The sequence below is a fragment of the Bacillus sp. B4EP4a genome (assembly GCF_006680105.1).
Taxonomy (GTDB): domain Bacteria; phylum Bacillota; class Bacilli; order Bacillales; family DSM-1321; genus Peribacillus; species Peribacillus simplex_E.
In genome coordinates this window covers 273,584-299,721 of sequence record NZ_VHIK01000010.1, presented here as the reverse complement: position 1 = coordinate 299,721, position 26,138 = coordinate 273,584, and the positions used below count along the sequence as shown (strand labels likewise).

The window sequence follows — 26,138 nt, the reverse complement described above, 5'->3', positions numbered from 1 at the left end:
ATAATGAATGTATTAGTAATTGGCCGGGGCGGCAGGGAGCATGCCATAGCCCGCAAACTATTTGAAAGTAAACGGGTTGGGACTGTTTTTGCAGCACCGGGAAATCCAGGGATGACCGATGTAGCGACTCTTGTTCCGATTGATGAAAACAATCACGGGGATTTGGTTGCCTTTGCCAAGAAGAATGCAGTTTCATTAACCGTGATCGGGCCCGAAACCCCATTGTTGAATGGACTTACCGATGATTTTACGGAGGCAGGATTACAGGTATTTGGCCCTAATGGCCGTGCTGCAGTCATCGAGGGGAGTAAATCCTTTGCTAAAGATTTAATGAAGAACTACAGCATTCCGACAGCAGAATATGAAACATTTTCTGATTATGATTCAGCAAAGGCATATATCGAAAAAATGGGTGCACCCATCGTCATTAAAGCGGATGGTTTGGCTGCAGGAAAAGGTGTCGTAGTTGCCATGACGATGGAAGAAGCGTTAGACGCCATCCATGATATGCTAGTCGGAGCAAAGTTCGGCGAAGCATCTGCCAAAGTCGTTATTGAGGAATTCCTTGATGGTGAGGAATTTTCATTGATGGCATTCGTTAATGGGGAAAAAGTGTATCCGATGGTAATTGCTCAAGATCATAAGCGGGTTTTTGATGGAGATCAGGGTCCGAACACAGGTGGAATGGGTGCATACTCACCGGTGCCGCAAATTTCCGATGAAATGATTCAGACCGCAGTCGAAACAATTCTTAAGCCCACGGTAAATGCGATGATTTCGGAGAATCGGAGTTTTACAGGAATATTATATGCCGGGTTGATCGCTACCGAAAAAGGCACAAAAGTCATTGAGTTCAATGCCCGTTTTGGCGATCCTGAAACGCAAGTTGTTTTACCGCGCCTAAAAACAGATTTCGTAGATACGCTTGAAGCGGTTCTTTCTGGAGAGGATTTAGAACTTGAGTGGCATGAAGAGGCCGTTCTTGGAGTGGTCGTCGCAGCTGATGGATATCCAGGGGAATATAAAAAGGGTTCTATCATTAAAGGCTTGGAAAAGATTGATCCGAACGCCCATGTTTACCATGCTGGAACGGCTCTCGATAGTGAGGGGAATTTCATCTCGAATGGCGGACGTGTACTTCTGGTTGCTGCAAAAGGGAAAGATTTGTCATCTGCCAAAGCTGAAGTATATAAAGAGTTAGGGCATATTGAGAAAGACGGCTTATTCTGGCGAACGGATATTGGCTACCGTGCAATAAAATACAATTTTTCATCATAATATAAAGAAGCTGACTCTAAGCGGAGTCAGCTTCTTCTTTAGAAAAAACTTAATATGAATCAGATTGATTAGTGTGATTCTCCTGTTTTGGTTCATTCTTCATTAAGTTTTGTCCGTTTTCCATTGCATCGACAACAGGACAATATCGGAGAATGCCTTCGCCTATTTTCATGGCAGAAAGCATGACCACAAATATATAAGATTGGTTTTTCCATGGTTTTTTTACCATTTTAGCCATAGCCCATGTTAGCAATGTAAAACCACAGGTAATTCGCATTAATGCATTTATTATACTGATATTTTGTTTAAACTTCACTTAAAGTCCATCCCTTCACAAAAATTTAACAATATTCTGGTTAACATTACTGTTCTAATGAGGCAAGTATGTTACTATGAAATAAAATTGGATTGAAAATGGTTTTTTTCATACATCTGTTTCTATAAAATTATGGGGGAATGTTTATGCTTGAACAGCGCTATAGATGGAAAAATAAACATCTAAGAGAACATATAGATGTGCTGGATGGCAATAGGGCACCACACATTCTGCTTAAAAATACGACTTATTTAAATCAGGCATTACGAAAATGGGTAAAAGCGAATATATGGATATATGATGATCGCATCGTATATGTCGGCGATAAGCTTCCTGATAATATAGACCGCTGTGAAATGGTAGACTGTACAAACCAGTACTTAGTCCCGGGTTATATTGAGCCGCATTCACACCCTTCTCAATTATATAATCCCCTTTCTTTTTCACGTTATGCATCTCATTTTGGCACAACGACATTGATCAATGATAACTTGCCGTTTCTATTGCAGTTAGATAAAAAGAAAGCGTTTTCTCTTTTGAAAGAATTACGTAACATTCCTGTAACAATGTATTGGTGGAGCCGTTTTGACGGACAAACGGAATTGATCGATGAAGATATGGTCTTTTCCCACGGGGCCGTTAAATCATGGCTGGAGCATGATGCCGTATTACAGGGCGGGGAACTAACTGGATGGCCGAAGCTTCTCGATGGGGATGACATGATGCTGCACTGGATCCAGGAAGCCAAGCGTATGAGGAAGAAAATAGAAGGACACTTTCCAGGTGCTTCAGAGAAGACTTTAGCAAAAATGACCCTGTTCGGCGCCGATTGTGATCATGAGGCAATGACAGGTGATGAAGTCATGTCGCGCTTGCTGCAGGGCTATTATGTATCGTTAAGACATTCTTCGATCCGGCCGGATTTACCAAAGATGATACAGGAAATCCATGAACTGGGCATCGATCATTATGACAAATTCTTTTATACGACAGATGGATCGCCGCCTTCCTTTTATGAAGGTGGTTTCATAGACTGCCTGATCAAAATAGCGATAGAAAATGGCGTTCCGGTCATAGATGCATATAATATGGCAACTATCAACATTGCACGATATTATAACATTGAATACCTTCATGGCAATATTGCCACTGGAAGGGTAGCTAACATCAACTTCCTGACCGATGTGAAGGAACCAGCACCGGTTTCGGTAATGGCAAAAGGGAAATGGGTTAAAAGGGATGGTGAAATCATTCCGGATAAACAGCAAATCGAATGGAGTGATTTCGATTTTAAACCACTTGATCTTGATTGGGATCTTAGTTTAAAGGAAGATTTTGAGTTTTCCATGCCGTTTGGGATTGAATTGGTCAATAATGTCATTACGAAACCGTACTCCCTTTCCAATGATGTTGGGTATGAAGAACTGAACTTTGAGGATGATGAATGCTTTTTCATGCTTATCGATCGGGAAGGGAAATGGCGCATCAATACGATATTAAAAGGGTTTGCGGACAAATTGTGTGGCTTTGCTGGCTCTTATACAAATACAGGTGATATCATACTAATCGGTAAAAGGAAAAAGGATATGCATTTGGCATTTAACCGGCTGAAGGAAATCGGCGGTGGAATCATTTTAACGGAACAAGGCAAGGTGATCCATGAACTTCCTCTGAAATTAAAGGGAGTCATGTCCACTAAGGAGGTTCCTGAACTGATAGAAGAAGAAAATGAATTGAAACATTTGCTGCGAGACAGAGGTTATCGTTTCGCCGATCCTGTGTACACCCTTTCATTCTTTTCGACAACCCATCTGCCATATATAAGGCTAACCCAGCGAGGAGTATATGATGTAATGAATAAAACTATACTCTTTCCCACTATAATGCGTTAAAATATAAGAGAAGAAATGGCTAATAAATCAGAGGAGTGGAAAGATGAATTTTAAGAGAGTTCTTTTCATGGTTATTGCTATTTTACTGCTGGCAGGCTGTTCTACGAAAGAAGATCCTGCATCGGATGACAGTAAGCCGAAAGACCAAGCTGTCATCAAAAATACAGATGTGAAAAATGAACCTTCCAATGAGTTTCCACTTACAGGTATAGCCACCGATGCAGGCAGTGAGCGAAGGGCTGCAGCAGTGATGATTAATAATCATCCAGAAGCACGCCCACAATCGGGCCTCTCAGAAGCCGATATGGTCTACGAAATGCTTGCAGAAGGTGACATAACCAGATTTTTAGCTATCTTCCAAAGTGAAATGCCAAGCCAAATCGGTCCGATTCGGAGTGCAAGGGACTATTATATCGAATTGGCTAAAGGCCTTGATTGCATCTATGTCTGTCATGGGAATAGCCCCGAGGCAAAAACCATGCTGGACAAAGGGTATATTGATAACTTGAACGGATTATATTATGATGGTACTTTGTTTCAACGTTCGGCAGATCGAAAAGCACCGCATAATTCCTACACCTCCTTTGAGGATATCCAAAAAGGTGCGAAGGAAAAGGGATATGAGTTGAATGGTGCACCGGAGCCTTATGCCTTCCTTACAAAGGAAGAGGCGGCTGGCCTTCAAGGGGAACCGGCATTGAAAACCGAGGTTTCCTACGGATCAGACGAGTATGATGTTCAGTATGAATACGAAGTCACGGAAGAGAAATATAAACGTTATTCGAATGGAGAGCAAACAGTCGAGCATAAATCGAATAAACCTATTTTACTGGATAATATATTGATCATTGAGGCTGCTCATCAAGTGATCGACGATAAAGGGCGTCGTAAAATCGACTTGAAAAGTGGCGGAAAAGGTTATTTACTTCAAAAAGGAAAAGCGAATGAAGTAGAATGGGTTAATAAGGATGGTCGGATTATACCAGTGAAAAACGATAAAGAAGTAGGGTTGATTCCAGGGAAAACTTGGGTCAATATTATTCCGGATGAACCTGGTTTAGTAAGAGACGTCTCATTTTGATACCCATGAAATTGAGGGGGAGTAACATGCAAATTGATAAGTTGAGAGGAAAAGAAACGGATCAGCTGTTTAAGTCGATCCTTTCCTTGCGTGATTTGGACGAATGCTATCGATTTTTTGATGATTTATGCACAGTTAATGAAATTTCATCACTGGCACAGCGTCTTGAAGTAGCCCGCATGCTTGAAGAAGGGAAAACCTATCATAAAATCGAAACGGAAACGGGTGCAAGCACGGCTACGATTTCCAGGGTCAAACGCTGCTTGAATTACGGAAATGACGCTTATTCCATGGCTCTTAACCGTATTAAGGATAACGTCGAGGAAACAACTGAATCTTAATTCTTTCGATTATAATAAAAAGCCGGGGAATTCATTTCCCGGCTTTTTACTTTGAGTCCAGCACTCTCTTTGCCGGCTGTCTTTCAGCCGTATCCATGTTATATTGGATTTTAGATTCAGAGGTTCCATTTGGTAATAACATTTTATCGATACTTCTCTTTTTTAATGAAAAATCTTAATGCTATAATGGTGTAATGGGAAGTGTGAATGGAGGATTATAATGTACGATTTTCGCGAGTGGAAACATGTTTTCAAACTCGATCCAAATAAAGAAATAAGTGATGAAGCCCTTGAAAAAGTTTGTGAATCCGGTACCGATGCAATAATGGTCGGGGGAACGGATGGAATCACGCTTGAGAATGTGCTTCATTTAATGGCACGTGTCAGACGATATACAGTCCCATGTGTGATGGAAATTTCTTCTGTTGAAACGGTGACGCCAGGGTTTGATTTATATTTCATTCCGAGTGTCCTGAATAGCACCAACCCGGATTGGATGATGAAACTGCATCAGCAAGCAGTCAAGGAATACGGATACCTTTTGAATTGGGATGAAATTTTCGTTGAAGGGTACTGTATCCTGAATCCTGAGTGCAAGGCGGCCCAATTGACGAAAGCCAATACCGATTTGGATATGGATGATGTGGGTGCATACGCGATGATGGCGGAAAAAATGTTCAACCTGCCGATTTTTTATTTGGAATACAGCGGTGATTACGGCGATGTCCAGATGGTGGAAGCAGCTAAAGAGAGTTTGGAGGATACCGTACTATTCTATGGCGGTGGGATAAAATCGGTTGAACAAGCCAAAGAGATGTCTAAGATTGCGGATGTCATCGTTGTCGGCAATGTGATTTATGAAGATTTGAAAGTGGCACTTGCAACAGTTTCGGCAGTTAAATGAAAACATGTAATAAATATAGTATACTAAAACAGAAACGAATGTTCGTATAGGTGGTGTGATAATGCAATATTTAGCGGAAAAATTACTAATAGGTTTGAATGAACAGCAACAAAAAGCAGTGAAATCAACTGATGGCCCACTTTTAATCATGGCTGGGGCAGGAAGTGGAAAGACGCGTGTGCTGACTCACCGAATAGCTTACTTGATGGTCGAGAAGGAAATAGCGCCTTGGAACATCCTTGCAATCACGTTCACCAACAAGGCGGCACGTGAGATGAAGGAGAGGATCCGTGCCATACTAGGCGGTGCGTCCGAAGATATCTGGATTTCGACTTTCCACTCGATGTGTGTCCGCATTTTACGAAGAGATATCGATCGTATCGGTTTTAATAGGAACTTCTCGATATTGGATACGACGGATCAGCAATCGGTCATAAAACAAATCATGAAAGATCGTAATATGGATACAAAGAAATATGATTACCGTGCCATTTTGGGTAGCATCAGTTCAGCGAAAAATGAATTGGTCGGGCCGGAAGAGTACCTGAAGACGGCGTCTGATTACTTCACTAAAGTAACTGCCGATGTATATACGGAATATCAAAAACGGCTGCGTAAAAATTCAGCGCTCGATTTTGATGATTTGATCATGATGACGATTCAATTGTTCCAGCTCGTACCTGAGGTGCTTGAATATTATCAGCGTAAATTTCAATACATTCATGTTGATGAGTACCAAGATACGAACAGGGCTCAATACATGCTTGTTAAACTATTGGCTTCACGCTTCCGTAATCTCTGTGTTGTCGGGGATTCAGATCAATCGATCTATCGTTGGCGCGGTGCGGATATTGCGAATATCCTTTCATTTGAAAAAGATTACCCGAATGCCAACATGATTTTCCTTGAACAGAATTACCGCTCGACGAAAAAGATTCTTGAAGCGGCGAATAAGGTCATCGATAACAATCAAAACCGGAAGCCGAAAAATCTTTGGACCGAGAATGCAGATGGCAATAAGATATTCTATTACCGTGCGGACAATGAACAAGGGGAAGCGCAATTTGTAGCCGGTAAAATAAATGAATTAGTTCAGGCCGGCAGCAGGAAATATTCAGATATAGCAATACTTTACAGAACAAATGCACAATCACGTGTCATGGAGGAAGTTCTGCTTAAATCCAATATAAATTATGCAATAGTCGGGGGCACCAAGTTCTATGACCGTAAAGAGATTAAGGATTTACTTGCCTATCTTCGCCTTATTGCGAATCCTGATGATGACATCAGTCTTCGCCGTGTAATCAATGTACCAAAACGCGGAATTGGTGCAACTTCAATGGACAAAGTGGCAGATTATGCAGATCAATATGATGTTTCCATTTATAAAGCACTCGAATCCGTTGAAATGGTTGGGATAAGCGGGAAGGCTACCAAAGCGGCAAGGGAATTCCATACGCTGATCACTAACTATACAAATCAGCAGGAATACTTATCCGTGACGGAACTTGTGGAGGAAGTCATTAAGAAAACCGGTTACCGTGAGATGCTGCAGGCGGAAAAAACGATTGAATCTCAAAGCCGGCTTGAAAATATAGATGAGTTTTTATCTGTTACGAAAGCATTCGAAGATAACAGCGAGGACAAATCATTGGTGGGCTTTTTGACTGACCTGGCATTGGTTGCCGATATAGACCAACTTGATGAGAATTCCGAAGAAGCTACAAATACGGTAACGTTGATGACACTGCATTCAGCGAAGGGACTTGAATATCCGGTGGTCTTTCTATTGGGCCTTGAAGAGGGTGTTTTCCCTCACAGCCGCTCGCTTATGGATGAAGAGGAGATGGAAGAAGAACGCCGTCTGGCTTATGTGGGAATTACAAGGGCTGAAAATGAGCTATTCATAAGCAATGCCCAAATGCGGACATTGTATGGACGGACGAGCATGAATCCTGTTTCACGTTTCATTAATGAAATACCAGAGGAACTACTTGAAGATTTAAAACCGAAACCGGCTCCTAGAGCAAGGCAAACACCTTTCAGTTCTTCAAGAACCGGATCTCCTTCAACAGCTTCAACAAGAAAAGCGCCTGCCTTTGGAAGAGCTGTTTCTGCACCATCCGCAACGGGCGGTGAAGAAATCGGCTGGGCTGTCGGCGACCGTGCATCCCATAAAAAATGGGGTATAGGAACCGTGGTGAGCGTAAAAGGGGAAGGCGAAGGGAAAGAACTGGATATTGCCTTCCCAAGTCCAATTGGCATCAAACGCCTATTGGCGAAATTTGCACCAGTTGAAAAAGCATAAGCTATTAATATGCTTCTACTGGTAAAGAATAGGGATATCTGACTTTAGACACCGCTCTTCTAAAAGAAGTGCGGTGGAGTCTTCTTTAGAAAGGATTGAACGTATGGACTTACAAGCTGCAGAGAAGAAAGTTTTAGAACTGCAAACGTTATTGAACCAATACAGCTATGAATATTATGTAATGGACCAGCCATCAGTACCTGATGCTGAATATGATCGTCTACTCCGTGAACTTATTGAGTATGAGGAGGGATTTCCGGAACTGCAAACGGCGGACTCACCGACACAACGGGTCGGTGGCGCCATTTTGGATATGTTTGAAAAAGTGGAGCATACCACACCGATGCTTAGTTTAGGCAATGCCTTCAATGAAAGTGACTTACGGGATTTTGACAGAAAGGTCAGACAATCTGTAGGTGACGATTTTTCCTATGTATGTGAATTGAAAATTGATGGACTTGCCGTCACTCTTCAATATGAGAATGGATATTTCGTAAGAGGGGCAACTCGTGGAGATGGAACGATCGGTGAAGATATTACCGCTAATTTGAAAACGATCAAGTCGATTCCATTGAAGTTGCGGGAGCCGGTTGCCATAGAAGTGCGCGGTGAGGCCTTCATGCCAAAAAAATCATTCGAATCATTGAACAAGGCTAAAGAGGAACGCGGTGAGGAACCATTTGCAAACCCACGAAATGCAGCTGCCGGTTCGTTAAGGCAGCTTGACCCAAAACTTGCTGCAAAACGGAACTTGGATATTTTCCTTTATGCGATCGCGAATTTTGGGGAAACAGGGGTCCGTTCCCACAGTGAGGGTCTGGATTTATTGGATCGCCTCGGGTTTAAGACGAATCGGGAAAGAAAAACATGCTCCAATATAGAGGAAGTAATAGCTTATATAGTAGAATGGACGGAACAACGTCCAAACTTAGCCTATGATATTGATGGAATTGTCGTTAAGGTGGATTCCCTTGAACAGCAGGATGAATTAGGTTTTACTGCAAAAAGTCCGCGATGGGCCATTGCTTATAAATTCCCAGCTGAAGAAGTCATTACAACCCTAAGGGATATCGAGCTGAATGTCGGCCGTACGGGTGTATTGACTCCGACCGCCGTTTTGGATCCCGTTCGGGTAGCAGGTACGACTGTGCAGCGAGCTTCACTTCATAACGAAGACTTAATCCGTGAAAAGGACATCAGAATCGGAGATCAAGTGGTCGTGAAAAAAGCGGGTGATATCATTCCAGAGGTGGTCAATGTACTGGCAGAGCGCCGTACAGGGGAAGAAGTCGAGTTTAAGATGCCGACTGAGTGCCCGGAATGCAACAGTGAACTTGTCCGGTTGGAGGGGGAGGTTGCTTTACGCTGCATCAACCCGAAGTGTCCTGCACAAATAAGGGAAGGTTTGATTCACTTTGTTTCCCGTACAGCAATGAATATAGACAGTCTTGGTGAAAAAGTGATTAGCTTGTTGTTTAAAGAAGAACTCATACAAGATGTGGCTGATATTTATAAGCTTACATACGATCAACTGATTGCTTTGGAAAGGATGGGGGATAAATCCGTCAATAAACTTCTTCAAGCAATAGAAGCTTCGAAAACCAATTCGTTGGAAAAATTACTATTCGGGCTGGGCATTCGCCATGTTGGTTCAAAAGCGGCCAAGACGCTGGCACGGGAGTTCGGGACGATGGAAGCATTAAGCAAGGCGAGCCGTGAAGACCTAACGGCCATTAATGAAATAGGTGATAAGATGGCCGATTCCATCGTAGCCTATTTTGAGTTGGAAGAAGTCCATGCGTTACTGAATGAATTGGAAGCAGCCGGTGTGAACCTTACTTTTAAAGGGCCAAGAGCTGTTGCTATTGAAGAAATCGATTCCGCTTTTGCCGGTAAAACAGTCGTTTTAACGGGTAAATTGCATCAGTTAACACGTAACGAAGCAAAAGAGAAATTAGAGGCGCTAGGAGCTAACGTTGCTGGAAGTGTCAGCAAGAAAACCGATTTGGTCATAGCTGGCGAAGATGCCGGTTCCAAACTGGAAAAAGCGGAAAGCCTAGGCGTCATGGTATGGGATGAAGAGAGACTGATTGAGGAACTAAATAAATAAGAGGTGTAGCTATGAGGAAACACTCTATTTTGGGGATGATTCTTATACTGCTTCTTGCTGGATGTGCGCCTAGTTTTGAGGAAAAGCAAGAGGTAGTTCAAGACTCCAAAGACAAAAAAGAAACAGCAATTATTCCGAAGTATAAAATTTCGGAAGAATACTATCAAACAATCCTACCGTTTGAACCATCAAAAGCACGCGGTTTGGTCGTATCCAATCTAAATACCCGATATGACATTGAAGAATTCGAAAATGGATTGATGCGGTTGGCCCAAACGCAATTCGACCCGGAAGATTACCTGTTTCAAGAGGGGCAAATGCTGGATAGTTCCACGATATCTTCCTGGCTGAACAGAAAATATACCGATAGTCAGTTGAAGGAAAAGAAGATGAAGGCCTCAGAGAACCTTGGCTTGAATCCGGTTGATCCAGGTAAAGGAGACATTGATAAGCGGAATGAAGAAAATCCAATTTATCTTGCTCATATTTTAGAACATAATTACTTGGTCAAAACAAAGGATAATTCGGTGAGCCTTGGCGGGGTTGTTATAGGTCTTGCTTTGAATTCAGTGCATTACTATCAAAAAGAGGCATTCGGTGCCACCTATGAAAATAAAATCGATAGTAAGAAGCTAAAGCAAGAAGGGGAGAAAATTGCTGCAGAAGTCTTAAAAAGGCTGCGTAAAAATGACAAGCTGAAAAATGTTCCGATTACGATTGCCTTATTCGAGCAAAATGAAAAATCCTCAGTAGTCCCTGGGAATTTCATTTCCTATACAAATATCGATAAAAACTCTGACAATATTGGAAAATGGACGAACTTGAATGAAGAGTATTTCCTATTTCCTTCTGCTAGTGCTGAAAAAAAATACCGTGATGACGTCAATACTTTCACGAACTTTAAAGAAGATGTCGAAGAATACTTCCCTAACTTTAACGGAGTCATTGGCAGGGCGTTCTATATGGATGATCAATTGCAAAGTCTGAACATCGATATCCCCATTCAATTTTATGGGAACTCGGAAGCGATCGGCTTTACCCAATATGTTGCCGGGCTTGTAATGGAACGTTTCCCGAACTACATTGCCGTACAGGTATCCATTACCTCTGTAAATGGACCTGAGGCGCTCATAGTCCGTGAAGCAAATCAAGACGAACCAACTGTGCATATATACGAATGAAAAAAGATGAAGCTTAACGGCTTCATCTTTTTTGTGAACCGCTTTAAAATTTGGATCTATTTTTTGTGATTTTCAAAATAGCCTTTAACCTGGAACAAAAATATATAATAGGAAGTAAACCCTTCCATCTTAGGGAGCAAATTCATTATAAAGGGAACATTTGTCGAATTTTAAAGGCCTTATTGTCATTTCCCCGGAAATTTCGGCAACTTCCCCATATTTCCCGGAAAATATCTCTTTTTCTTTATGAAATAATTGATTTTCGACATTCTATCTCTTGTTGCTTTACTGTGCAATAGTTTGATATGATTTAAACGATGATTATATGGAGAAAAGCGACGAAATTCAGTCGATTTGGATATTTTTTCGGAGGTGAAGAGAATGTCACGTATTTCTATGGAACAAGTTAAACACGTTGCCCATTTGGCACGTTTGGCCATTACGGAAGAAGAAGCACAACAGTTTCAGCATCAGCTTGACCAAATGATTTCATTCGCGGAGCAGTTGAATGAGCTTGATACGGATCAAGTAAACCCGACTTCTCACGTTTTGGATATGAAGAATGTTATGCGCGAAGATGTCGCAAAACCAGGGTTGCCAGTAGAAGAAGTAGTTAAAAATGCACCGGATAGCAAAGAAGGATATATCCGTGTACCATCTATAATTGAATAAGGAGGGACAATGATGTCGTTGTTCGAACAAAAGGTTTCTGAGCTTCATGAACGCTTACATAAGAAAGAGATAAGTGTCACTGATCTTGTTAACGAATCGTATAAGCGAATCGGACAGGTAGAGGACAAGGTGAAGGCATTTTTGACACTAGATGAAGAAAACGCCCGCAGTCAAGCAAAACGATTGGATGATCAATTGGTTAAAGGCGAGAACGAAGGCGCTTTATTTGGTATGCCAATCGGAGTGAAGGATAATATTGTCACTAAAAATTTGCGTACGACTTGTGCGAGCAAAATTTTGGAGAACTTTGATCCAATCTATGATGCAACCGTAGTTCAAAAACTACAAAAGGAAGAAACGGTTACGATCGGAAAATTGAATATGGATGAGTTTGCGATGGGTTCCTCTAATGAGAACTCCGCATTTCAAGCAACACGCAACCCATGGAACACGGAATATGTGCCAGGCGGTTCTTCGGGTGGTTCAGCTGCATCCGTCGCTTCCGGTGAAGTCCTATTCTCTTTAGGTTCCGATACGGGTGGTTCGATCCGCCAACCAGCGGCATATTGTGGAGTTGTCGGCTTAAAACCTACATATGGACGGGTTTCCCGGTTCGGACTTGTAGCTTTTGCGTCTTCATTGGACCAAATTGGGCCGGTCACAAGAACGGTTGAAGATAACGCTTATTTGCTTGAAGCGATTTCAGGTGTAGATCCAATGGATTCGACCTCTGCTAATGTTGACGTGCCGAGTTTTGTGAATTCGTTAACAGGCGATGTTAGAGGATTGAAAATAGCCGTGCCTAAAGAATATCTTGGTGAAGGCGTTGGCGAAGAAGCACGTAATTCCGTACTTGAAGCGTTAAAAGTATTAGAGGGGCTTGGAGCTGAGTGGGAAGAGGTATCCTTGCCGCATTCCAAATATGCCCTAGCTGCTTATTATCTGCTTTCTTCATCTGAAGCTTCGGCTAACCTTTCACGTTTTGACGGTGTGCGTTACGGGCATCGTACAGATAATGCAGAAACTCTAATAGAAATGTATAAGCAAACCCGTGCAGAAGGATTCGGTGACGAAGTGAAGCGCCGTATCATGCTTGGAACGTTCTCCTTAAGTTCCGGTTATTATGATGCTTATTATAAAAAGGCTCAAAAAGTACGTACGTTAATCAAAAAAGACTTTGAAGATGTGTTTGAAAAATACGATGTCATCGTTGGGCCGACTACACCTACGCCTGCATTTAAAATTGGTGAGAAAGTCGACGATCCATTAACGATGTATGCAAATGATATCTTGACGATTCCAGTCAATCTTGCTGGTGTACCGGGTATATCCGTGCCATGTGGATTTGCAGCGAATGGGCTTCCGCTTGGACTGCAAATGATTGGAAAGCATTTTGATGAAAGCACGATTTACCGCGCGGCTCACGCATTTGAGCAAGCAACAGATTTTCATAAACAATTTCCTAAGCTGTAAGGGGTGAAAAAAATGGACTTTGAAACGGTGATTGGTCTAGAAGTACACGTAGAATTAAAAACGGATTCTAAAATTTTCTCGGCGAGCCCAAATCATTTTGGTGCCGCTCCAAATAGTAACACGACTGTAATCGACCTAGGCTACCCAGGTGTATTGCCTGTCGTCAATAAAAAGGCTGTTGATTTTGCAATGAAGGCTGCAATTGCCCTGAATTGCGAAGTGGCGGAAATTACGAAATTCGACCGGAAAAATTATTTTTACCCGGACAATCCTAAAGCATACCAAATTTCACAGTTCGATCAGCCGATCGGTGAGCATGGTTGGATTGAGATCGAAGTGGGCGGCAAGAAAAAGAAAATTGGCATTACCCGCATTCATATGGAAGAGGATGCTGGAAAGCTGACACATAAAGGGAACTATTCACTTTGTGATTATAACCGCCAAGGTACGCCACTTGTTGAAATCGTATCTGAACCGGATATCACTTCCCCAGAAGAAGCTTATGCTTATCTGGAAAAGTTGAAATCGATCATTCAATACACAGGCGTTTCCGATTGTAAAATGGAAGAAGGCTCACTTCGCTGTGATGCTAACATTTCCTTGAAACCTGTTGGGCAAAAGGAATTCGGTACGAAAACCGAATTGAAAAACTTGAACTCATTCAACTTCGTTCGCAAAGGATTGGAGCATGAAGAAATCCGACAAGCGGAAGTCTTGAATGAAGGCGGCATAATCGAACAGGAAACTCGCCGGTTCGACGAAGCTACAGGCAGAACGGTACTAATGCGAATTAAGGAAGGCTCCGATGATTACCGTTACTTCCCGGAACCTGACTTATTGACAATCCATATCGATGAAGAATGGAAAGCACGTATCGCTGCCGAGATTCCGGAACTTCCGGATGCCCGGAAAAAACGTTATGTCGAAGAATTCGGCTTACCTGAATATGATGCAGCCGTTTTAACGGTAACGAAAGAAAGTGCTGATTTCTTTGAAGCGACAGTCGCTTCAGGCGCGGATGCGAAACTAGCATCTAACTGGATCATGGGTGAGGTTTCAGCTTTCTTGAATGCAGAAGGTAAAGAGCTGCATGAAGTCAAATTGACTGCTGAATCGTTGGCTGGAATGATCAAGCTGATTGAAGATGGCACGATTTCTTCTAAAATCGCTAAAAAAGTTTTCAAAGAATTGATTGAAAACGGCGGAAATGCGGAAACGATCGTCAAGGAGAAGGGACTAGTCCAAATTTCCGATGAAGGCGCATTGCGTACAGCCGTTGAAGACGCATTGAATAATAACCCGCAATCAATTGAAGATTTTAAGGCCGGTAAACAAAAAGCAATCGGCTTCCTTGTCGGGCAGATCATGAAAGCGACAAAAGGACAAGCCAATCCACAGCTTGTTAATAAAATTTTGGTGGAAGAAATCAATAAACGTTAATATTAACCGTATCACTTTTAAAGTGGTACGGTTTTCTCTTGATTAAGAAAAGGCTTCACTGTGAAAAGCTTGAAAATAATTTTTGATTTTTTTTGAGTTATCTGTAGGGGTAACTCCTTTTTGTGTCGTCTATTACATGAATGTTTAACAGGAAAGGAGGAAGAGAAGTGACGGATGAGTTAGTTGAGAAGGTTAGGGCTGGGAATGATCATGCATTCCGAATGTTGATTGAAACTTATAAACAGACGGTTTATAGAACCGTCTTTTCCGTCTTGCGGAATCAAAAGGATGCAGAAGATGTTACCCAGGAAGTCTTTATCAAAATCTACACTTCTCTTCCTCAATATAAAAACCAAGGTTTCAAAACTTGGATTACCCGAATTGCGGTCAATCATGCAATCGATTTAAAGAGAAAAAGGGAACGCCAAAAGGAAGAATTGCAGGACGAACATTCATCGGAAGCTAATTTGGGCTTAACTGATGATGTCGAGGCAGTATTTTTTCGGAATGAAAGGCGAAAGCAAGTATTACGGAAGCTGAATGACCTTCCAGAGGGATATCGGGATGTTGTATATGGCTATTACATAAAGGAAAAGACTTTCAAGCAAATTGCAGAGGAACAGCAGATTCAAGTGAAATCTGTGGAGGTAAAGCTATATCGGGCGAGAAATTGGATGAGAAAACATTGGAAAGAGGAGGATTTTTCATGAATCATGTTCCTGAAGCAGAATGGGTTGCATATTTGGCAGATAAAATACCAGAGGCTCTAAAAATTGAATATGAAAATCATCTATACTCCTGTGACAAGTGTTTGTCCGCCTATATGGAAGCGATGGAAAAGGAAGAAATCAGTCAGGACATTGAAGGATTTGATATTGATATTGCAGGTCCTGTCATGGACTCGATTGGCCGATTGAAAGGCGGCTCTGTTGAAGAGGAAAAGCAACCCCGAAATGAGAAATCACTTCGGACGATAACAAGACATTACCTGATTGCGGCCGGATTTACGATCTTATTGATGGCAGGCGGAGTATTTCAATCATTGACAGAATACGTGGATTCTGTGGAATCAAGCAGTGAAAAGGAAGCACAGTCCTTAACCGATGGACTTATTGATAAAACATTTAATTGGATGGAAACTATCGAAAAGAAAAATAAGGAGGGGTTTAGAAATGAATAAAAGTCCGGTATTAGCTTTTTTATTATCTTTTCTGCCAGGTTTCGGACATTTTTACCTAGGAAGGAAATATAAAGGGTTATTTTATTTTCTTGCCACGGCTGGATTGGGGCTTGGTGGTCTTTTTCTTTCGTTGATCAGTCAATCGGATGCGTTTCTGGCTTTTTCCATTATTGGAATGGTGTTTTATTTCATCAGTATATTTGATTTGGTGGTCACCTCATTGAGGAATCCTAAAAGTGAAGAGGATGTAGAGGGAATGACAGATCAGCCGGAAGCGGAAAGATTTTATGTAATCATCCTTTCATTCGTTCCTGGATTAGGGCATTTTCAGCTGGGCCTCATGAACCGTGGTCTTATTTTTCTCATCGGCTTTTTAGGCCTTGGCATCATGGTGATATTCATCAGTTTGATGACACAAATGGAAGGTCTGTTAATTTTCATGGCACTATTGCCTGTTATCTGGATTTACAGCTTTTTTGATTCAGTTCAACAGCTGAATAAAAAGCAAAGAGGTGAGGAGCTTATCGATCGAACCGTTTTGGAAGATTTCGAGGAGAGACGGGAATCCGGGAAGAAGAGTAAATCGGTCGCGACTTTATTCGCTATTTTCCCTGGTGCAGGTCACTTATATTTGGGGCTGCAAAAACGTGGGATACAGCTGATGGCCGGCTTTTTATTCGCCATTTATATTCTGGATTTACTCCGGTTAGGTTTCTTCTTTTTCCTTATTCCGATTATCTGGTTTTATAGTTTTTTTGATGGATTGCAAAAAGCTTCGAAAATGGAAGAGGGTCCAGTAGAGGATACGCCCATCATTTCGGGAATGGTCAATCATCAAAAATGGGTAGGGTTGGGGTTGGTGGGCCTTGGAATCTATTTCTTGGCCAGTAATATAATCGTCCCGGCGATTGCTCCTCATTTAGATGAATGGATTGGAAGCAACTTGGAATACTGGTTTAGAGATTATTTTCAAAAAGGTCTTGTATGCATCCTTCTTATAGGCGGGGGAATCAAACTGCTGTCGGGAAGTAAAAAAGGGAGAGCCAAGGAGGAGACAAAATGAGAACATGGAGAGTCGGAACGATTTCAATGGGGATCTCCCTGGTTGGTTTGGGTTTGGTTTTACTGGTTTCTCAAATTGCGGATATGAATTTGACGACGGTTCTGCTATCATGGTGGCCGTTGCTGTTCATAATCTTGGGTGCAGAAATTCTCTTCTATATTTATTTTTCGAGAAAAGAAAGTTCTTTTGTAAAGTATGATATTCTTAGCATTCTTTTCGTGGGATTGCTTGGAACGACGGGAATAGTTTTAATTCTGCTAACATCAAGCGGATTGATGGATCAAGTAAGGGCTGCCGTGAATAGTGAAGAGAAAACGGTCAATTTGCCTGGTTTCAATCAAAAGGCAGGGAAAGGCATACAGAGAGTTGTCCTGGACTCTGGTACATACCCATTGACTATTGAAAGTAGTAATGACGGAGAAGTTTCCGTTTTTGGTACATATGGTGAGAGGGTAATGAAAGATGCTGATTCGTTGTTGAAGAACGCTGAAGATTATTTACTCGTTGAGAGAAAAGGTGATACGCTTTATATTAGCTTCAAGGATTTGCCGATTCAAAATGGACTTTTGGACAGTGGTACAAAGAATCTTAAGGCAACTCTTATAATCCCTGCTGAGTTGGCAGTGGAGATAGACGGACAAAGTACCGATCTTGTCTTGAAGCCTAGAAAACTCTTGAATGACTGGAGTGTGAAGGATAGCGGAAATCTAAGTGTATTCCTTCAGGATAATAGTGATATCAAGATAGATGCTAGAGGAGTCGAGGAACTTGAAGGTCCTGAGAATAGCTGGAAGATGACTGAAGTGAAAGAAGAAACAAGTGAAGAAGGCATTGTAAAAAAGAATGGGATATTCAATATTGGTAAAGGGAAACATACTTTAACGGTTACCGATACATTTAACGTGAATGTTCAATATCCATGATTGAAATCATTTACTAGAATAAAATTGTAAAAAGCATTATAATTTCCCTGATACGATTTCTAGTAAAATGCATATAAAGGTATGGACCGAATTACGGTCCTCTTTTTTTCGAATATTGCTTTTCATGTAATGAAGGATTAAGATGTAAATTATGGAATCAATATGTATAAGGATGATGGGAAATGAAAAGAGCAAGGTTGATTTACAACCCGACTTCGGGCCGGGAAGCCATTAAGAAGAGCCTGCCAGGTGTGCTAGCAAAACTTGAAGAAGCTGGTTATGAAGCTTCTGCACATGCGACGACCGGTGCCGGGGATGCGACGAAAGCCGCTAAGATAGCGATTGAACGCGGCTATGATATAGTTATTGCAGCAGGGGGCGACGGTACGATTTATGAGGTTGTTAATGGACTGGCCACTGCAGAGAAACGTCCGAAACTAGGAATCATTCCGACGGGAACGACCAATGACTTCGCCCGGGCGCTGCATTTACCGAAGTCGATCGAAGGGGCAGCCGAAATTATTGCCGGTGGGCATACGATGCCGGTCGATATTGGGAAAATGAATGATAAGTATTTCATCAATATTGCTGGCGGGGGCAGATTGACCGAATTGACCTACGACGTGCCGATCAAGCTGAAAACCATGCTTGGTCAGCTAGCATATTATATTAAAGGAATTGAAATGCTTCCTTCAATAAAGCCGACGGAAGTTTCTATTGAATATGATGGAAAGCTTTTTGAAGGAGAGATTATGCTTTTCTTGGTGGCTAACACGAATTCTGTCGGAGGCTTCGAGAAACTGGCTCCTGACGCCTCTTTGAATGATGGGATGTTCACGTTGCTTATTTTGAAAAAGGCAAACCTCGCTGATATTGTCCGTGTCGCTACATTGGCAATGCGCGGTGAACATATCCATGATAAAAACGTCATTTATGAAAAAGCCAATCGAATTAAAGTACATGCCAAAAATGACATGATGCTTAACTTGGATGGGGAATTTGGCGGGATGGCCCCAGCTGAATTCGTAAATCAGTACCGCCATTTTGATGTATTCATCCCGCAAGGAATACTGCCGGACGATCCGGCAAATAAATAGGTTGAAAAGGCCACTGAATCTGGTGGCCTTTTCAGTTTAATGAACCAAGGAGAATTGCAAACATGTATATCAGGAAAGCGACACCGGAGGATGCAAAAAAGGCAGCCGTATTGACCCGGTTAGCGATTAAGGAAATTGCAGAGGTATTGACAGGCGAAACGGAAGAAGAAAGAATACTTTTCGTTCTTGCCGATTTGTTCAGGAAAAGTGGGAATCGAATCAGCTATGAAAATACGCTTGTCAGTGAACATGATGGACAAGTATCTGGATTGATCATTGCTTACCATGGTAAGGATGCCGAAAGTTTGGATGAACCGATAGTGAAACAATTAAGAATGAAAATGAAAGACCCAAGCGTTACGCTCGATAAGGAAGCGGAAATGAGAGACTTTTATTTGGATACTGTGTCCGTTGACCCGAATTTTCAAGGAAAGGGAATTGGTAGTGCCCTGATTCAATATGTAGAGGGTTACGCTAAACATAAGGGATATCCAAGAATTTCTTTAGTCGTTGAAAATGAAAATGAAGCGGCGAATCGTCTCTATAGCAGATTAGGATATATGGAAATGAAAACCATTTCGATTAGCGGCCATGAATTTCGCTATATGGTGAAGGAAATAGAAGAACCTCCTGTTTAACAGGAGGTCCTTTTTAGTCATTTGAAATTTGGCACTGTATGCGATTACATTTGCTGCCCGTTCATGGCTGCCCAATCAGAATAAACTCCGGTGCCATTACAGCCGGGACAGTCATGTATATCGGAAAAATGATATTCCGTAGGTACGAAGGAGCTGTATCCACGTCCGTAACAATCCGGACAGAGGCCTTTTTCCTCCATACTTGCTCGGTGTTTTTCTAACCTTGTAGCATTCCAGGCCGATATAGAGTTAAATAAACCCATTTCCTCACCTCATCTGTTTTTCCTTATTTTTCATTTTTTATTGAACTTTTATTCATGGAACTTGAAAAATCCGTAAATTCCTTCCACTATATTTTTATGAAAAACAGGGTAAATTGGTGAGTGGTTTTGTGGCGAGGCCTCTATTGTGGTAAAATACAGGCTAGCATAAAAAAGAAAAGAGAAGATGATATGAAAAAAACAGCACCAGTTGCTAAAAATGATATTATAGAGGTTTTATTTGAAGATTTAACACATGAAGGAGCTGGCGTAGCTAAAGTCGATGGCTACCCGATCTTTGTTCAGAGCGCCCTTCCAGGTGAAAAAGCAAAAATTAAAGTGATGAAGGCTAATAAGGGTTATGGCTTCGGACGATTGATGGAGATTATCGAAAACAGTCCATACCGGGTTGAGGTCACGACTGAAGATTACCATAAATACGGTGGTTGTCAGCTGCAGCATATGAGCTATGAAGGACAGTTGGAATACAAGGAAAAGCAAGTGCGTGAAGTGATGACACGCATCGGGAAACTTGAGGATGTGAAGGTTCATCCGATCATCGGGATGGAGAATCCGACCCATTATCGTAATAAAGCGCAAGTGCCTGTTGGTGAAAAGGATGGCAAGCTAATAGCAGGGTTCTTCAAACCGCGGACACATGAAATTGTTGAAACAAAAGAAAGTATTATCCAAAATGAAGTGATCAATGAATCCGTTCAAGTTGTTAAAGAGATTTTCAGTAAACTTGGTATCCCTGCTTACAATGAAGAGGCGCATAAAGGTGTATTGCGGCACATCATGGCCCGTTATGGCAAGCAAACAGGTGAATTAATGATCGTTCTCGTTACAAGAACGAAAAGTATCCCTTTCATCGAAACAATCGTGAAGGAAATCGTTGAACGTCTTCCACAAGTGAAATCCATCGTTCAAAACGTGAATTCCAAGAAAACGAATGTTATCTTAGGCGATAAAATGACTGTACTATGGGGCGACGAAGTGATCCATGATATGATCGGTGATGTGAAATTTGCGATATCAGCTAAATCCTTCTACCAAATCAATCCAGACCAAACGAAAGTCCTTTATGATAAAGCTCTTGACTATGCAGGGCTGACTGGTGAAGAAACGGTGATTGATGCCTATTGCGGCATTGGAACCATCTCTTTATTTTTAGCTAAAGAAGCGAAAAAAGTAATCGGTGTCGAAGTGGTCGAAGAAGCGATAGAAGACGCACGCCGCAACGCTGAATTGAATGATATCTCAAATGCAGAATTCATGGTTGGCGATGCAGGTAACGTTATTGCTGAATGGTATCAAAAGGGCAACACTGCGGATGTCATCGTTGTGGATCCTCCACGCAAAGGTTGTGAAGAGTCCCTTCTGAATACGATCATCGAGATGAAGCCAAACAAAGTCGTATACGTATCATGCAACCCAGGCACTCTGGCGCGTGATCTTCATATCTTGGAAGAAGGCGGATATAAAGCAGTTGATATCCAGCCTGTCGATATGTTCCCAATGACGACACATGTTGAAAATGTAGTGTTATTAGAATTGAAATGATGGAATGGGGCCCGGTCTAAATGACCGGGCCCTACAGTTTTTTATGGCATGTACAATTTGGACGTTGATTTCCGCTCCAGGCACTCGCTTTCCGCGGGCGGTCAGCCCTCGGCATGCGCCTGCGGGTCTCCCCAGACGCGCTTATCCCGCAGGAGTCTCGCACACCCGCTCCAATCAACTTTGTTATTTAAATTTAGATAGAAACCATAACCTACGTTTTCCGAACCCATTTTGTCCACAGTTTTTTTATGGCTTGTATAATTTGGACGTTGATTTCCGCTCCAGGCACTCGCTTTCCGCGGGCGGTCAGGGAGCCTCCTCGGCATGCGCCTGCGGGGTCTCCCCCAGACGCGCTTATCCCGCAGGAGTCTCGTGCCTTCCACTCCAATCAACTTTGTTATTTAAATTTAGATAGAAACCATAACCTACGTTTTCCGAACCCATTTTGTCTACAGTTTTTTTATGGCTTGTACAATTTGGACGTTGATTTCCGCTCCAGGCACTCGCTTTCCGCGGGCGGTCAGGGAGCCTCCTCGGCATGCGCCTGCGGGGGTCTCCCCCAGACGCGCTTTTCTAAGCTTAGAGATAGAAACCATACCTTAGAAGTTGAAGGTGTTGCTTTGGGGCAGGTGGTTCGGAGCATCATGTGATGAAAGATATGTGTTCCGAACCCCTTTTACCTACAAACTGTGGGTCACGGTCAATGACCAGACCCTTTTTCACGTAGTTAAATTGAAGTGAAAGGAGGGGAATTTTTTTTTGGATGGATATTCTTGACGCTCTGACTTGGACATATAGTAAGGATATATAAAATGTAAGGCAGGTGATTTTATTAATTTTCAAAAAGCGGTTGCTGTAATTGTTGGTAGCTTTTTGGTGGGTATTGGAATCAATGGCTTTTTAGTTCCGCACCATTTAATAGATGGCGGCGTTATTGGGATTGCACTCATCCTTCATTATTTCTTTGGTTTTCAAACAGGGCTATCCATGTTGATCCTCAGTATTCCCATATTTTTATATGCCTGGTACTATGAACGGTCTTTTTTCTATAGCAGTGTTCACGGATTGCTTCTGACATCCCTTTTTATGGATTGGCTTAATCCATTGAAAAAGGTCTTTTCCATGTCGATACTAACAAGTTCTTTGATTGGCGGTGCCATCATAGGGATGGGTATAGGTCTCATGCTTCGATATGAGACAAGCAGCGGGGGAACGGATATGTTAGCCAAAATTATCTCGAAGTCTACTTCCATGGATATTGCATTGGCGATTATCGTCATAGATACACTAATCATTTCAGCTGCAGCATTCACCTTAGGTATCGAAATTTTTCTTTTTTCATGTGTGACGATCGTCATCATTGGACTGATCACTTCGCTTATGAAAGTAAGGAAATGAATATATTATCAGTTCCTTAAGATATAGGCCACTTCATCTATTGCCCTTTGCAGCTTTTCGCTATTTTTGCTAAACATCTCTTTAGCTTCCTTTGATTCAGTTCCAAGTGCAAAAAACTCTAAGTCCGCTTGGCATTTTTTCAAGGTCGCGAGCATAAGAGGTTTTTCTTGAGGAGAAGGAACTTTAAGTTTATCATCAAAAAGGTCCACGGTTAATTCCCCGTTGGAATTGGCTTGACCAAGAAACACATTATCAAGGATTACACCCAACTTATCCAGTTCAGTATGAAGCCAATTTCGGTTCAGTCCAATCGTGGAAAGCGGTTCATCAAGTATGTTGCCGTCCATAATGATGGTTTGTGGCTCCTTCACTGCAGCCACTGACAGGTTAAGGTCCTTAGGTGTTATAGGTTGATTTTGCTTCTTTAACATTACGGAAAAATCCCCGTTGGCTTCCAATAAGGCAAACTCAACTTCAGAAATATCGAAGACATCCTTTTTCCGGAGCAATGCCAATAATTCATCGATGGTATATTTCTCTTTTTTTAAATTATCTTCCATGACTTTTCCATCTTTGATGAAAACCGATGCTTTTCCTTCCACAAGATCACGGAAAGTTTTACTTTTTAGGGATATTGATCCTGCAACGAAGGGTGCTATGGCAAAAACAAGAATGGACAGTACACCATGTATAACATTGCCCTCAACTTTCGTAGCTAATTCTGCCCCAACATTACCAATGGTTATGCCCGTTACATATTCAAAAAAGGAGAGCTGTGACAATTGCTTTTTTCCTAACACTTTTGTAATCACAAAAAGAACAATTAAAAAGAATAATGAACGCAAAACAATTTCTATCCAATCCGGCATTACCAAACACCTCCTGCTTGATCATGGTATTTAAAAACCTTTATATTGTGGTTCTTCCCGTTCTAACTCTCCCACGCGCTTCTGTACATCCTTCATAACTTCATTCACCACCAGCATCGTTTCATGCAAGATGCGTTTAGATTCATCATCTTGAGTCCGGAGTGCTAAGCTGGACAAACCTGCTTCAACTCCTTTAAGGCTAGAGACACATTGTTTTACATTAGAAGCTATTGTCATACAGCATCCTCCTTATCCTTTGGCTCTAAATATAATGGCTTGTAACACTTCGAGGCTGCTTTTACCGGCACAGGTTACTTCAATCGTGCCAGTGACAACAACCGATCAATCCATGCTTTTCCGCATCCGCTAACCCTCCTGAAAACAATATCCTTAGCCGCGAATGTTCATCCGGATGAGCAGGCACTTCAAACCTTATATGACCCGATTACACAAGTGAATCATGGTTGTCATTCATTCATATTCAATCGAAACGGCATGGGCAATGCATGGGATCGTCTCACTTTGTTGAAAGGATAGGGGAGATAATAAGGCGCCGGTAGCCACGACGAGCAATCGTTTTATTTCTCCCTTTTTCATGCGATTCAATAAATGACCATAAACGACGGTTGCGGAACATCCAGGGCCACTTGCCCCGGACAAGACCGGTTGACCATCCCTGTATATCATTAAACCGCAATCTTTATATTGCTCTTCTTTAATCGGCGTACCATGTTTTTCAAATAATGCCAGAGAAACTTCATGTCCAATCTTCCCTAAATCCCCGGTCACTATTAAATCATAATAGGATGGGTCTAGGTTCCGTTCTCTTAAATGGGCTTCAATCGTATCTACAGCAGCTGGGGCCATGGCACCGCCCATATTGAAAGGATCAGTCAATCCCATGTCGATGACACGGCCTATCGTAGCTGAAGTGACCCTAGGGCCTTCCCCGGCACTACTTAATAAAGCCACCCCTGCCCCTGTAACGGTCCATTGGGCTGTTGGAGGTTTTTGCCCTCCGTATTCAGTTGGGTAGCGAAATTGCTTTTCTACTGCGGCGTTATGACTTGATGCTCCTGTCAATAAGTACTCTGCCCCTTTGGTATTGACAAGGTATGCACCAAGAGCCAGTCCCTCCATGGAGGTGGAGCAAGCACCAAATAAGCCGAGATAAGGTGTTCCCAGTGTACGACAGGCAAAACTCGTAGGGGTTATTTGATTGATAAGGTCGCCTCCAAGGAAAAATTGAATCTGTTCCTTCTGAAGACCCGCCTTTTCGATTGCTTTTGTACTCGCTTCTTCCAATAAGACTTTATGTGCCTTTTCATAGGTATCTTGATTTATCCATAAATCGGAATGGAGAAGATCGAAATCATCCGCAAGCAAACCTTCTGCTTCAAATGGACCGCCAACGGTTCCTGTGGAGACGATGACAGGCTTTTGATCAAACACCCATGTGCGATGCCCCGTAAGCATTAATAACCACCCCATTGTAGAGTATTGTCAGTGCTAAGATAAAACCTTGGAATAAACATAGATCCTTGAGTCAATTCCTTTTGAAATCCTTTTATTAAGGTCTTACGAAAATTTGTAAGCGTATGAATTAATAGCTTCAGCGACTTCAGCCTGTTTCATTAGCTTTAGGCTTGATTGCCTGCAATTCGGTCAATTGGATTGCTTGTATGTAACCCTATGGTATATTCAAGCCCCGTCCTTTATTAAAGAAAAAAGAATGGAAGGCTTCATTCTCCTTATGGATTAAAGATATAAAAAAGGCTGGTTGCTTTAACCAACCTTTTTATATGAATGATTATTGTTTATATTGAGGTTCCTCGTTTTGAATCTCTTCAATGCGAGGCGTGATGCTGTCCACGATTGTTTGTGTTTGTTGGGCAGCTTGTTGGTATAGCTGTTTGGCTTGCTCATTATCTGTGGAAAGAGCGAAGGTTTCAAAGCTCGCTTGAGCGCTTTTTAGCCCTGCTATAGTTGTTTTGACATCGCTTATTACTGTCATGTATGAACCTCCTTAGTTTGTAACTGCCTTATTAGAGTGAGGAAAAAATGATTATCTATACCTTCCAAATTTCTCTAGGGATTGAATTAATCAAACGTTTGATTAATGGAAAGGGAACAGGCAGAAGTATATTTAAT

General features: G+C 41.9%; 26 protein-coding genes. 19 read left to right on the top strand and 7 right to left on the bottom strand.

Translation table 11 applies throughout. The annotated features are described in order from the left end of the window. The first annotated feature begins 3 nt into the window (after positions 1 to 3). Positions 4 to 1,278 (top strand): phosphoribosylamine--glycine ligase, encoded by a 1,275-nt coding sequence (gene purD / locus FNK51_RS06100; RefSeq protein ID WP_141992755.1) that lies wholly within the window; start codon positions 4 to 6, stop codon positions 1,276 to 1,278. Between the two features lie 49 nt (positions 1,279 to 1,327). Here the strand turns inward: purD and FNK51_RS06095 are convergent, their stop codons facing one another. Beyond that, entirely contained in the window at positions 1,328 to 1,594 is a 267-nt protein-coding gene (locus tag FNK51_RS06095) for a YgaP-like transmembrane domain (protein WP_141992754.1), read from the bottom strand. A 146-nt stretch (positions 1,595 to 1,740) separates the two neighbouring features. Here FNK51_RS06095 and FNK51_RS06090 point away from each other — a divergent pair, with 146 nt between their 5' ends. The 16 genes from FNK51_RS06090 to FNK51_RS06015 all read left to right on the top strand — a co-directional run bounded on the left by FNK51_RS06090 (position 1,741) and on the right by FNK51_RS06015 (position 19,897). After that, positions 1,741 to 3,486, top strand: coding sequence for an adenine deaminase C-terminal domain-containing protein (locus FNK51_RS06090; RefSeq protein ID WP_141992753.1), 1,746 nt, complete (start codon positions 1,741 to 1,743; stop codon positions 3,484 to 3,486). Between the two features lie 43 nt (positions 3,487 to 3,529). Continuing rightward, the gene (locus FNK51_RS06085) at positions 3,530 to 4,567 is read left to right on the top strand and encodes a DUF3048 domain-containing protein (RefSeq protein WP_098370366.1); all 1,038 of its coding nucleotides are present in this window, start codon (positions 3,530 to 3,532) and stop codon (positions 4,565 to 4,567) included. A 26-nt stretch (positions 4,568 to 4,593) separates the two neighbouring features. Further along, positions 4,594 to 4,908, top strand: coding sequence for a YerC/YecD family TrpR-related protein (locus tag FNK51_RS06080; RefSeq protein ID WP_034306094.1), 315 nt, complete (start codon positions 4,594 to 4,596; stop codon positions 4,906 to 4,908). A 220-nt stretch (positions 4,909 to 5,128) separates the two neighbouring features. After that, positions 5,129 to 5,812 (top strand): heptaprenylglyceryl phosphate synthase, encoded by a 684-nt coding sequence (gene pcrB / locus FNK51_RS06075; RefSeq protein ID WP_063235730.1) that lies wholly within the window; start codon positions 5,129 to 5,131, stop codon positions 5,810 to 5,812. A gap of 61 nt (positions 5,813 to 5,873) precedes the next feature. Then, entirely contained in the window at positions 5,874 to 8,120 is a 2,247-nt protein-coding gene (pcrA, locus tag FNK51_RS06070; RefSeq protein ID WP_141992752.1) for a DNA helicase PcrA, read from the top strand. A gap of 103 nt (positions 8,121 to 8,223) precedes the next feature. Beyond that, positions 8,224 to 10,230: an NAD-dependent DNA ligase LigA gene (gene ligA / locus FNK51_RS06065; RefSeq protein WP_141992751.1), complete on the top strand. Its 2,007-nt coding sequence runs from the start codon at positions 8,224 to 8,226 to the stop codon at positions 10,228 to 10,230. Between the two features lie 11 nt (positions 10,231 to 10,241). After that, positions 10,242 to 11,411, top strand: a complete 1,170-nt coding sequence (locus tag FNK51_RS06060) for a CamS family sex pheromone protein (RefSeq protein WP_141992750.1) — start codon at positions 10,242 to 10,244, stop codon at positions 11,409 to 11,411. Positions 11,412 to 11,792: 381 nt separating this feature from the next. Then, positions 11,793 to 12,083 (top strand): Asp-tRNA(Asn)/Glu-tRNA(Gln) amidotransferase subunit GatC, encoded by a 291-nt coding sequence (gatC, locus tag FNK51_RS06055; RefSeq protein ID WP_076372748.1) that lies wholly within the window; start codon positions 11,793 to 11,795, stop codon positions 12,081 to 12,083. Positions 12,084 to 12,095: 12 nt separating this feature from the next. After that, on the top strand, positions 12,096 to 13,556 hold the full coding sequence (gene gatA / locus FNK51_RS06050; protein WP_098370371.1) for an Asp-tRNA(Asn)/Glu-tRNA(Gln) amidotransferase subunit GatA: 1,461 nt from the start codon (positions 12,096 to 12,098) through the stop codon (positions 13,554 to 13,556). Between the two features lie 12 nt (positions 13,557 to 13,568). Then, on the top strand, positions 13,569 to 14,996 hold the full coding sequence (gene gatB / locus FNK51_RS06045) for an Asp-tRNA(Asn)/Glu-tRNA(Gln) amidotransferase subunit GatB (RefSeq protein ID WP_098370372.1): 1,428 nt from the start codon (positions 13,569 to 13,571) through the stop codon (positions 14,994 to 14,996). A gap of 167 nt (positions 14,997 to 15,163) precedes the next feature. After that, positions 15,164 to 15,706, top strand: coding sequence for a sigma-70 family RNA polymerase sigma factor (locus tag FNK51_RS06040; protein WP_260397999.1), 543 nt, complete (start codon positions 15,164 to 15,166; stop codon positions 15,704 to 15,706). Then, positions 15,703 to 16,176, top strand: coding sequence for a hypothetical protein (locus FNK51_RS06035; RefSeq protein WP_141992749.1), 474 nt, complete (start codon positions 15,703 to 15,705; stop codon positions 16,174 to 16,176). Before FNK51_RS06040 ends, FNK51_RS06035 begins: the two co-directional genes overlap by 4 nt. Beyond that, complete coding sequence (locus FNK51_RS06030) at positions 16,169 to 17,239, top strand: hypothetical protein (RefSeq protein ID WP_141992748.1); 1,071 nt, start codon at positions 16,169 to 16,171, stop codon at positions 17,237 to 17,239. The genes FNK51_RS06035 and FNK51_RS06030 overlap by 8 nt, the downstream gene beginning before the upstream one ends. Then, positions 17,236 to 18,162, top strand: a complete 927-nt coding sequence (locus FNK51_RS06025; RefSeq protein WP_141992747.1) for a LiaF transmembrane domain-containing protein — start codon at positions 17,236 to 17,238, stop codon at positions 18,160 to 18,162. The genes FNK51_RS06030 and FNK51_RS06025 overlap by 4 nt, the downstream gene beginning before the upstream one ends. A gap of 182 nt (positions 18,163 to 18,344) precedes the next feature. Beyond that, positions 18,345 to 19,259, top strand: coding sequence for a diacylglycerol kinase (locus tag FNK51_RS06020; protein WP_098370377.1), 915 nt, complete (start codon positions 18,345 to 18,347; stop codon positions 19,257 to 19,259). 62 nt (positions 19,260 to 19,321) lie between these two features. Further along, positions 19,322 to 19,897, top strand: coding sequence for a GNAT family N-acetyltransferase (locus tag FNK51_RS06015; protein WP_141992746.1), 576 nt, complete (start codon positions 19,322 to 19,324; stop codon positions 19,895 to 19,897). Between the two features lie 44 nt (positions 19,898 to 19,941). On the opposite strand, the gene FNK51_RS06010 is transcribed toward FNK51_RS06015, so the two are convergent. Then, positions 19,942 to 20,160, bottom strand: coding sequence for a hypothetical protein (locus FNK51_RS06010; RefSeq protein ID WP_076372766.1), 219 nt, complete (start codon positions 20,158 to 20,160; stop codon positions 19,942 to 19,944). Between the two features lie 189 nt (positions 20,161 to 20,349). Here FNK51_RS06010 and rlmD point away from each other — a divergent pair, with 189 nt between their 5' ends. Next, positions 20,350 to 21,720, top strand: coding sequence for a 23S rRNA (uracil(1939)-C(5))-methyltransferase RlmD (gene rlmD, locus FNK51_RS06005; RefSeq protein ID WP_141992745.1), 1,371 nt, complete (start codon positions 20,350 to 20,352; stop codon positions 21,718 to 21,720). A 101-nt stretch (positions 21,721 to 21,821) separates the two neighbouring features. Here the strand turns inward: rlmD and FNK51_RS06000 are convergent, their stop codons facing one another. Then, on the bottom strand, positions 21,822 to 22,046 hold the full coding sequence (locus FNK51_RS06000) for a hypothetical protein (RefSeq protein ID WP_141992744.1): 225 nt from the start codon (positions 22,044 to 22,046) through the stop codon (positions 21,822 to 21,824). Positions 22,047 to 22,596: 550 nt separating this feature from the next. On the opposite strand from FNK51_RS06000, the gene FNK51_RS05995 reads away from it, so the two are divergent. Continuing rightward, entirely contained in the window at positions 22,597 to 23,118 is a 522-nt protein-coding gene (locus FNK51_RS05995) for a YitT family protein (RefSeq protein ID WP_397270879.1), read from the top strand. A gap of 8 nt (positions 23,119 to 23,126) precedes the next feature. Here the strand turns inward: FNK51_RS05995 and FNK51_RS05990 are convergent, their stop codons facing one another. The 4 genes from FNK51_RS05990 to FNK51_RS05975 all read right to left on the bottom strand — a co-directional run bounded on the left by FNK51_RS05990 (position 23,127) and on the right by FNK51_RS05975 (position 26,001). Further along, positions 23,127 to 23,987: a DUF421 domain-containing protein gene (locus FNK51_RS05990; RefSeq protein WP_141992743.1), complete on the bottom strand. Its 861-nt coding sequence runs from the start codon at positions 23,985 to 23,987 to the stop codon at positions 23,127 to 23,129. 30 nt (positions 23,988 to 24,017) lie between these two features. Then, positions 24,018 to 24,224 carry a DUF1657 domain-containing protein gene (locus FNK51_RS05985; protein ID WP_076372773.1) on the bottom strand — a complete coding sequence of 69 codons (207 nt, stop codon included), beginning with the start codon at positions 24,222 to 24,224 and terminating at the stop codon, positions 24,018 to 24,020. Positions 24,225 to 24,458: 234 nt separating this feature from the next. Beyond that, complete coding sequence (gene spoVAD / locus FNK51_RS05980) at positions 24,459 to 25,463, bottom strand: stage V sporulation protein AD (protein ID WP_098370382.1); 1,005 nt, start codon at positions 25,461 to 25,463, stop codon at positions 24,459 to 24,461. A gap of 334 nt (positions 25,464 to 25,797) precedes the next feature. Then, positions 25,798 to 26,001 (bottom strand): DUF1657 domain-containing protein, encoded by a 204-nt coding sequence (locus FNK51_RS05975; RefSeq protein WP_141992742.1) that lies wholly within the window; start codon positions 25,999 to 26,001, stop codon positions 25,798 to 25,800. Between the last annotated feature and the right edge of the window lie 137 nt (positions 26,002 to 26,138).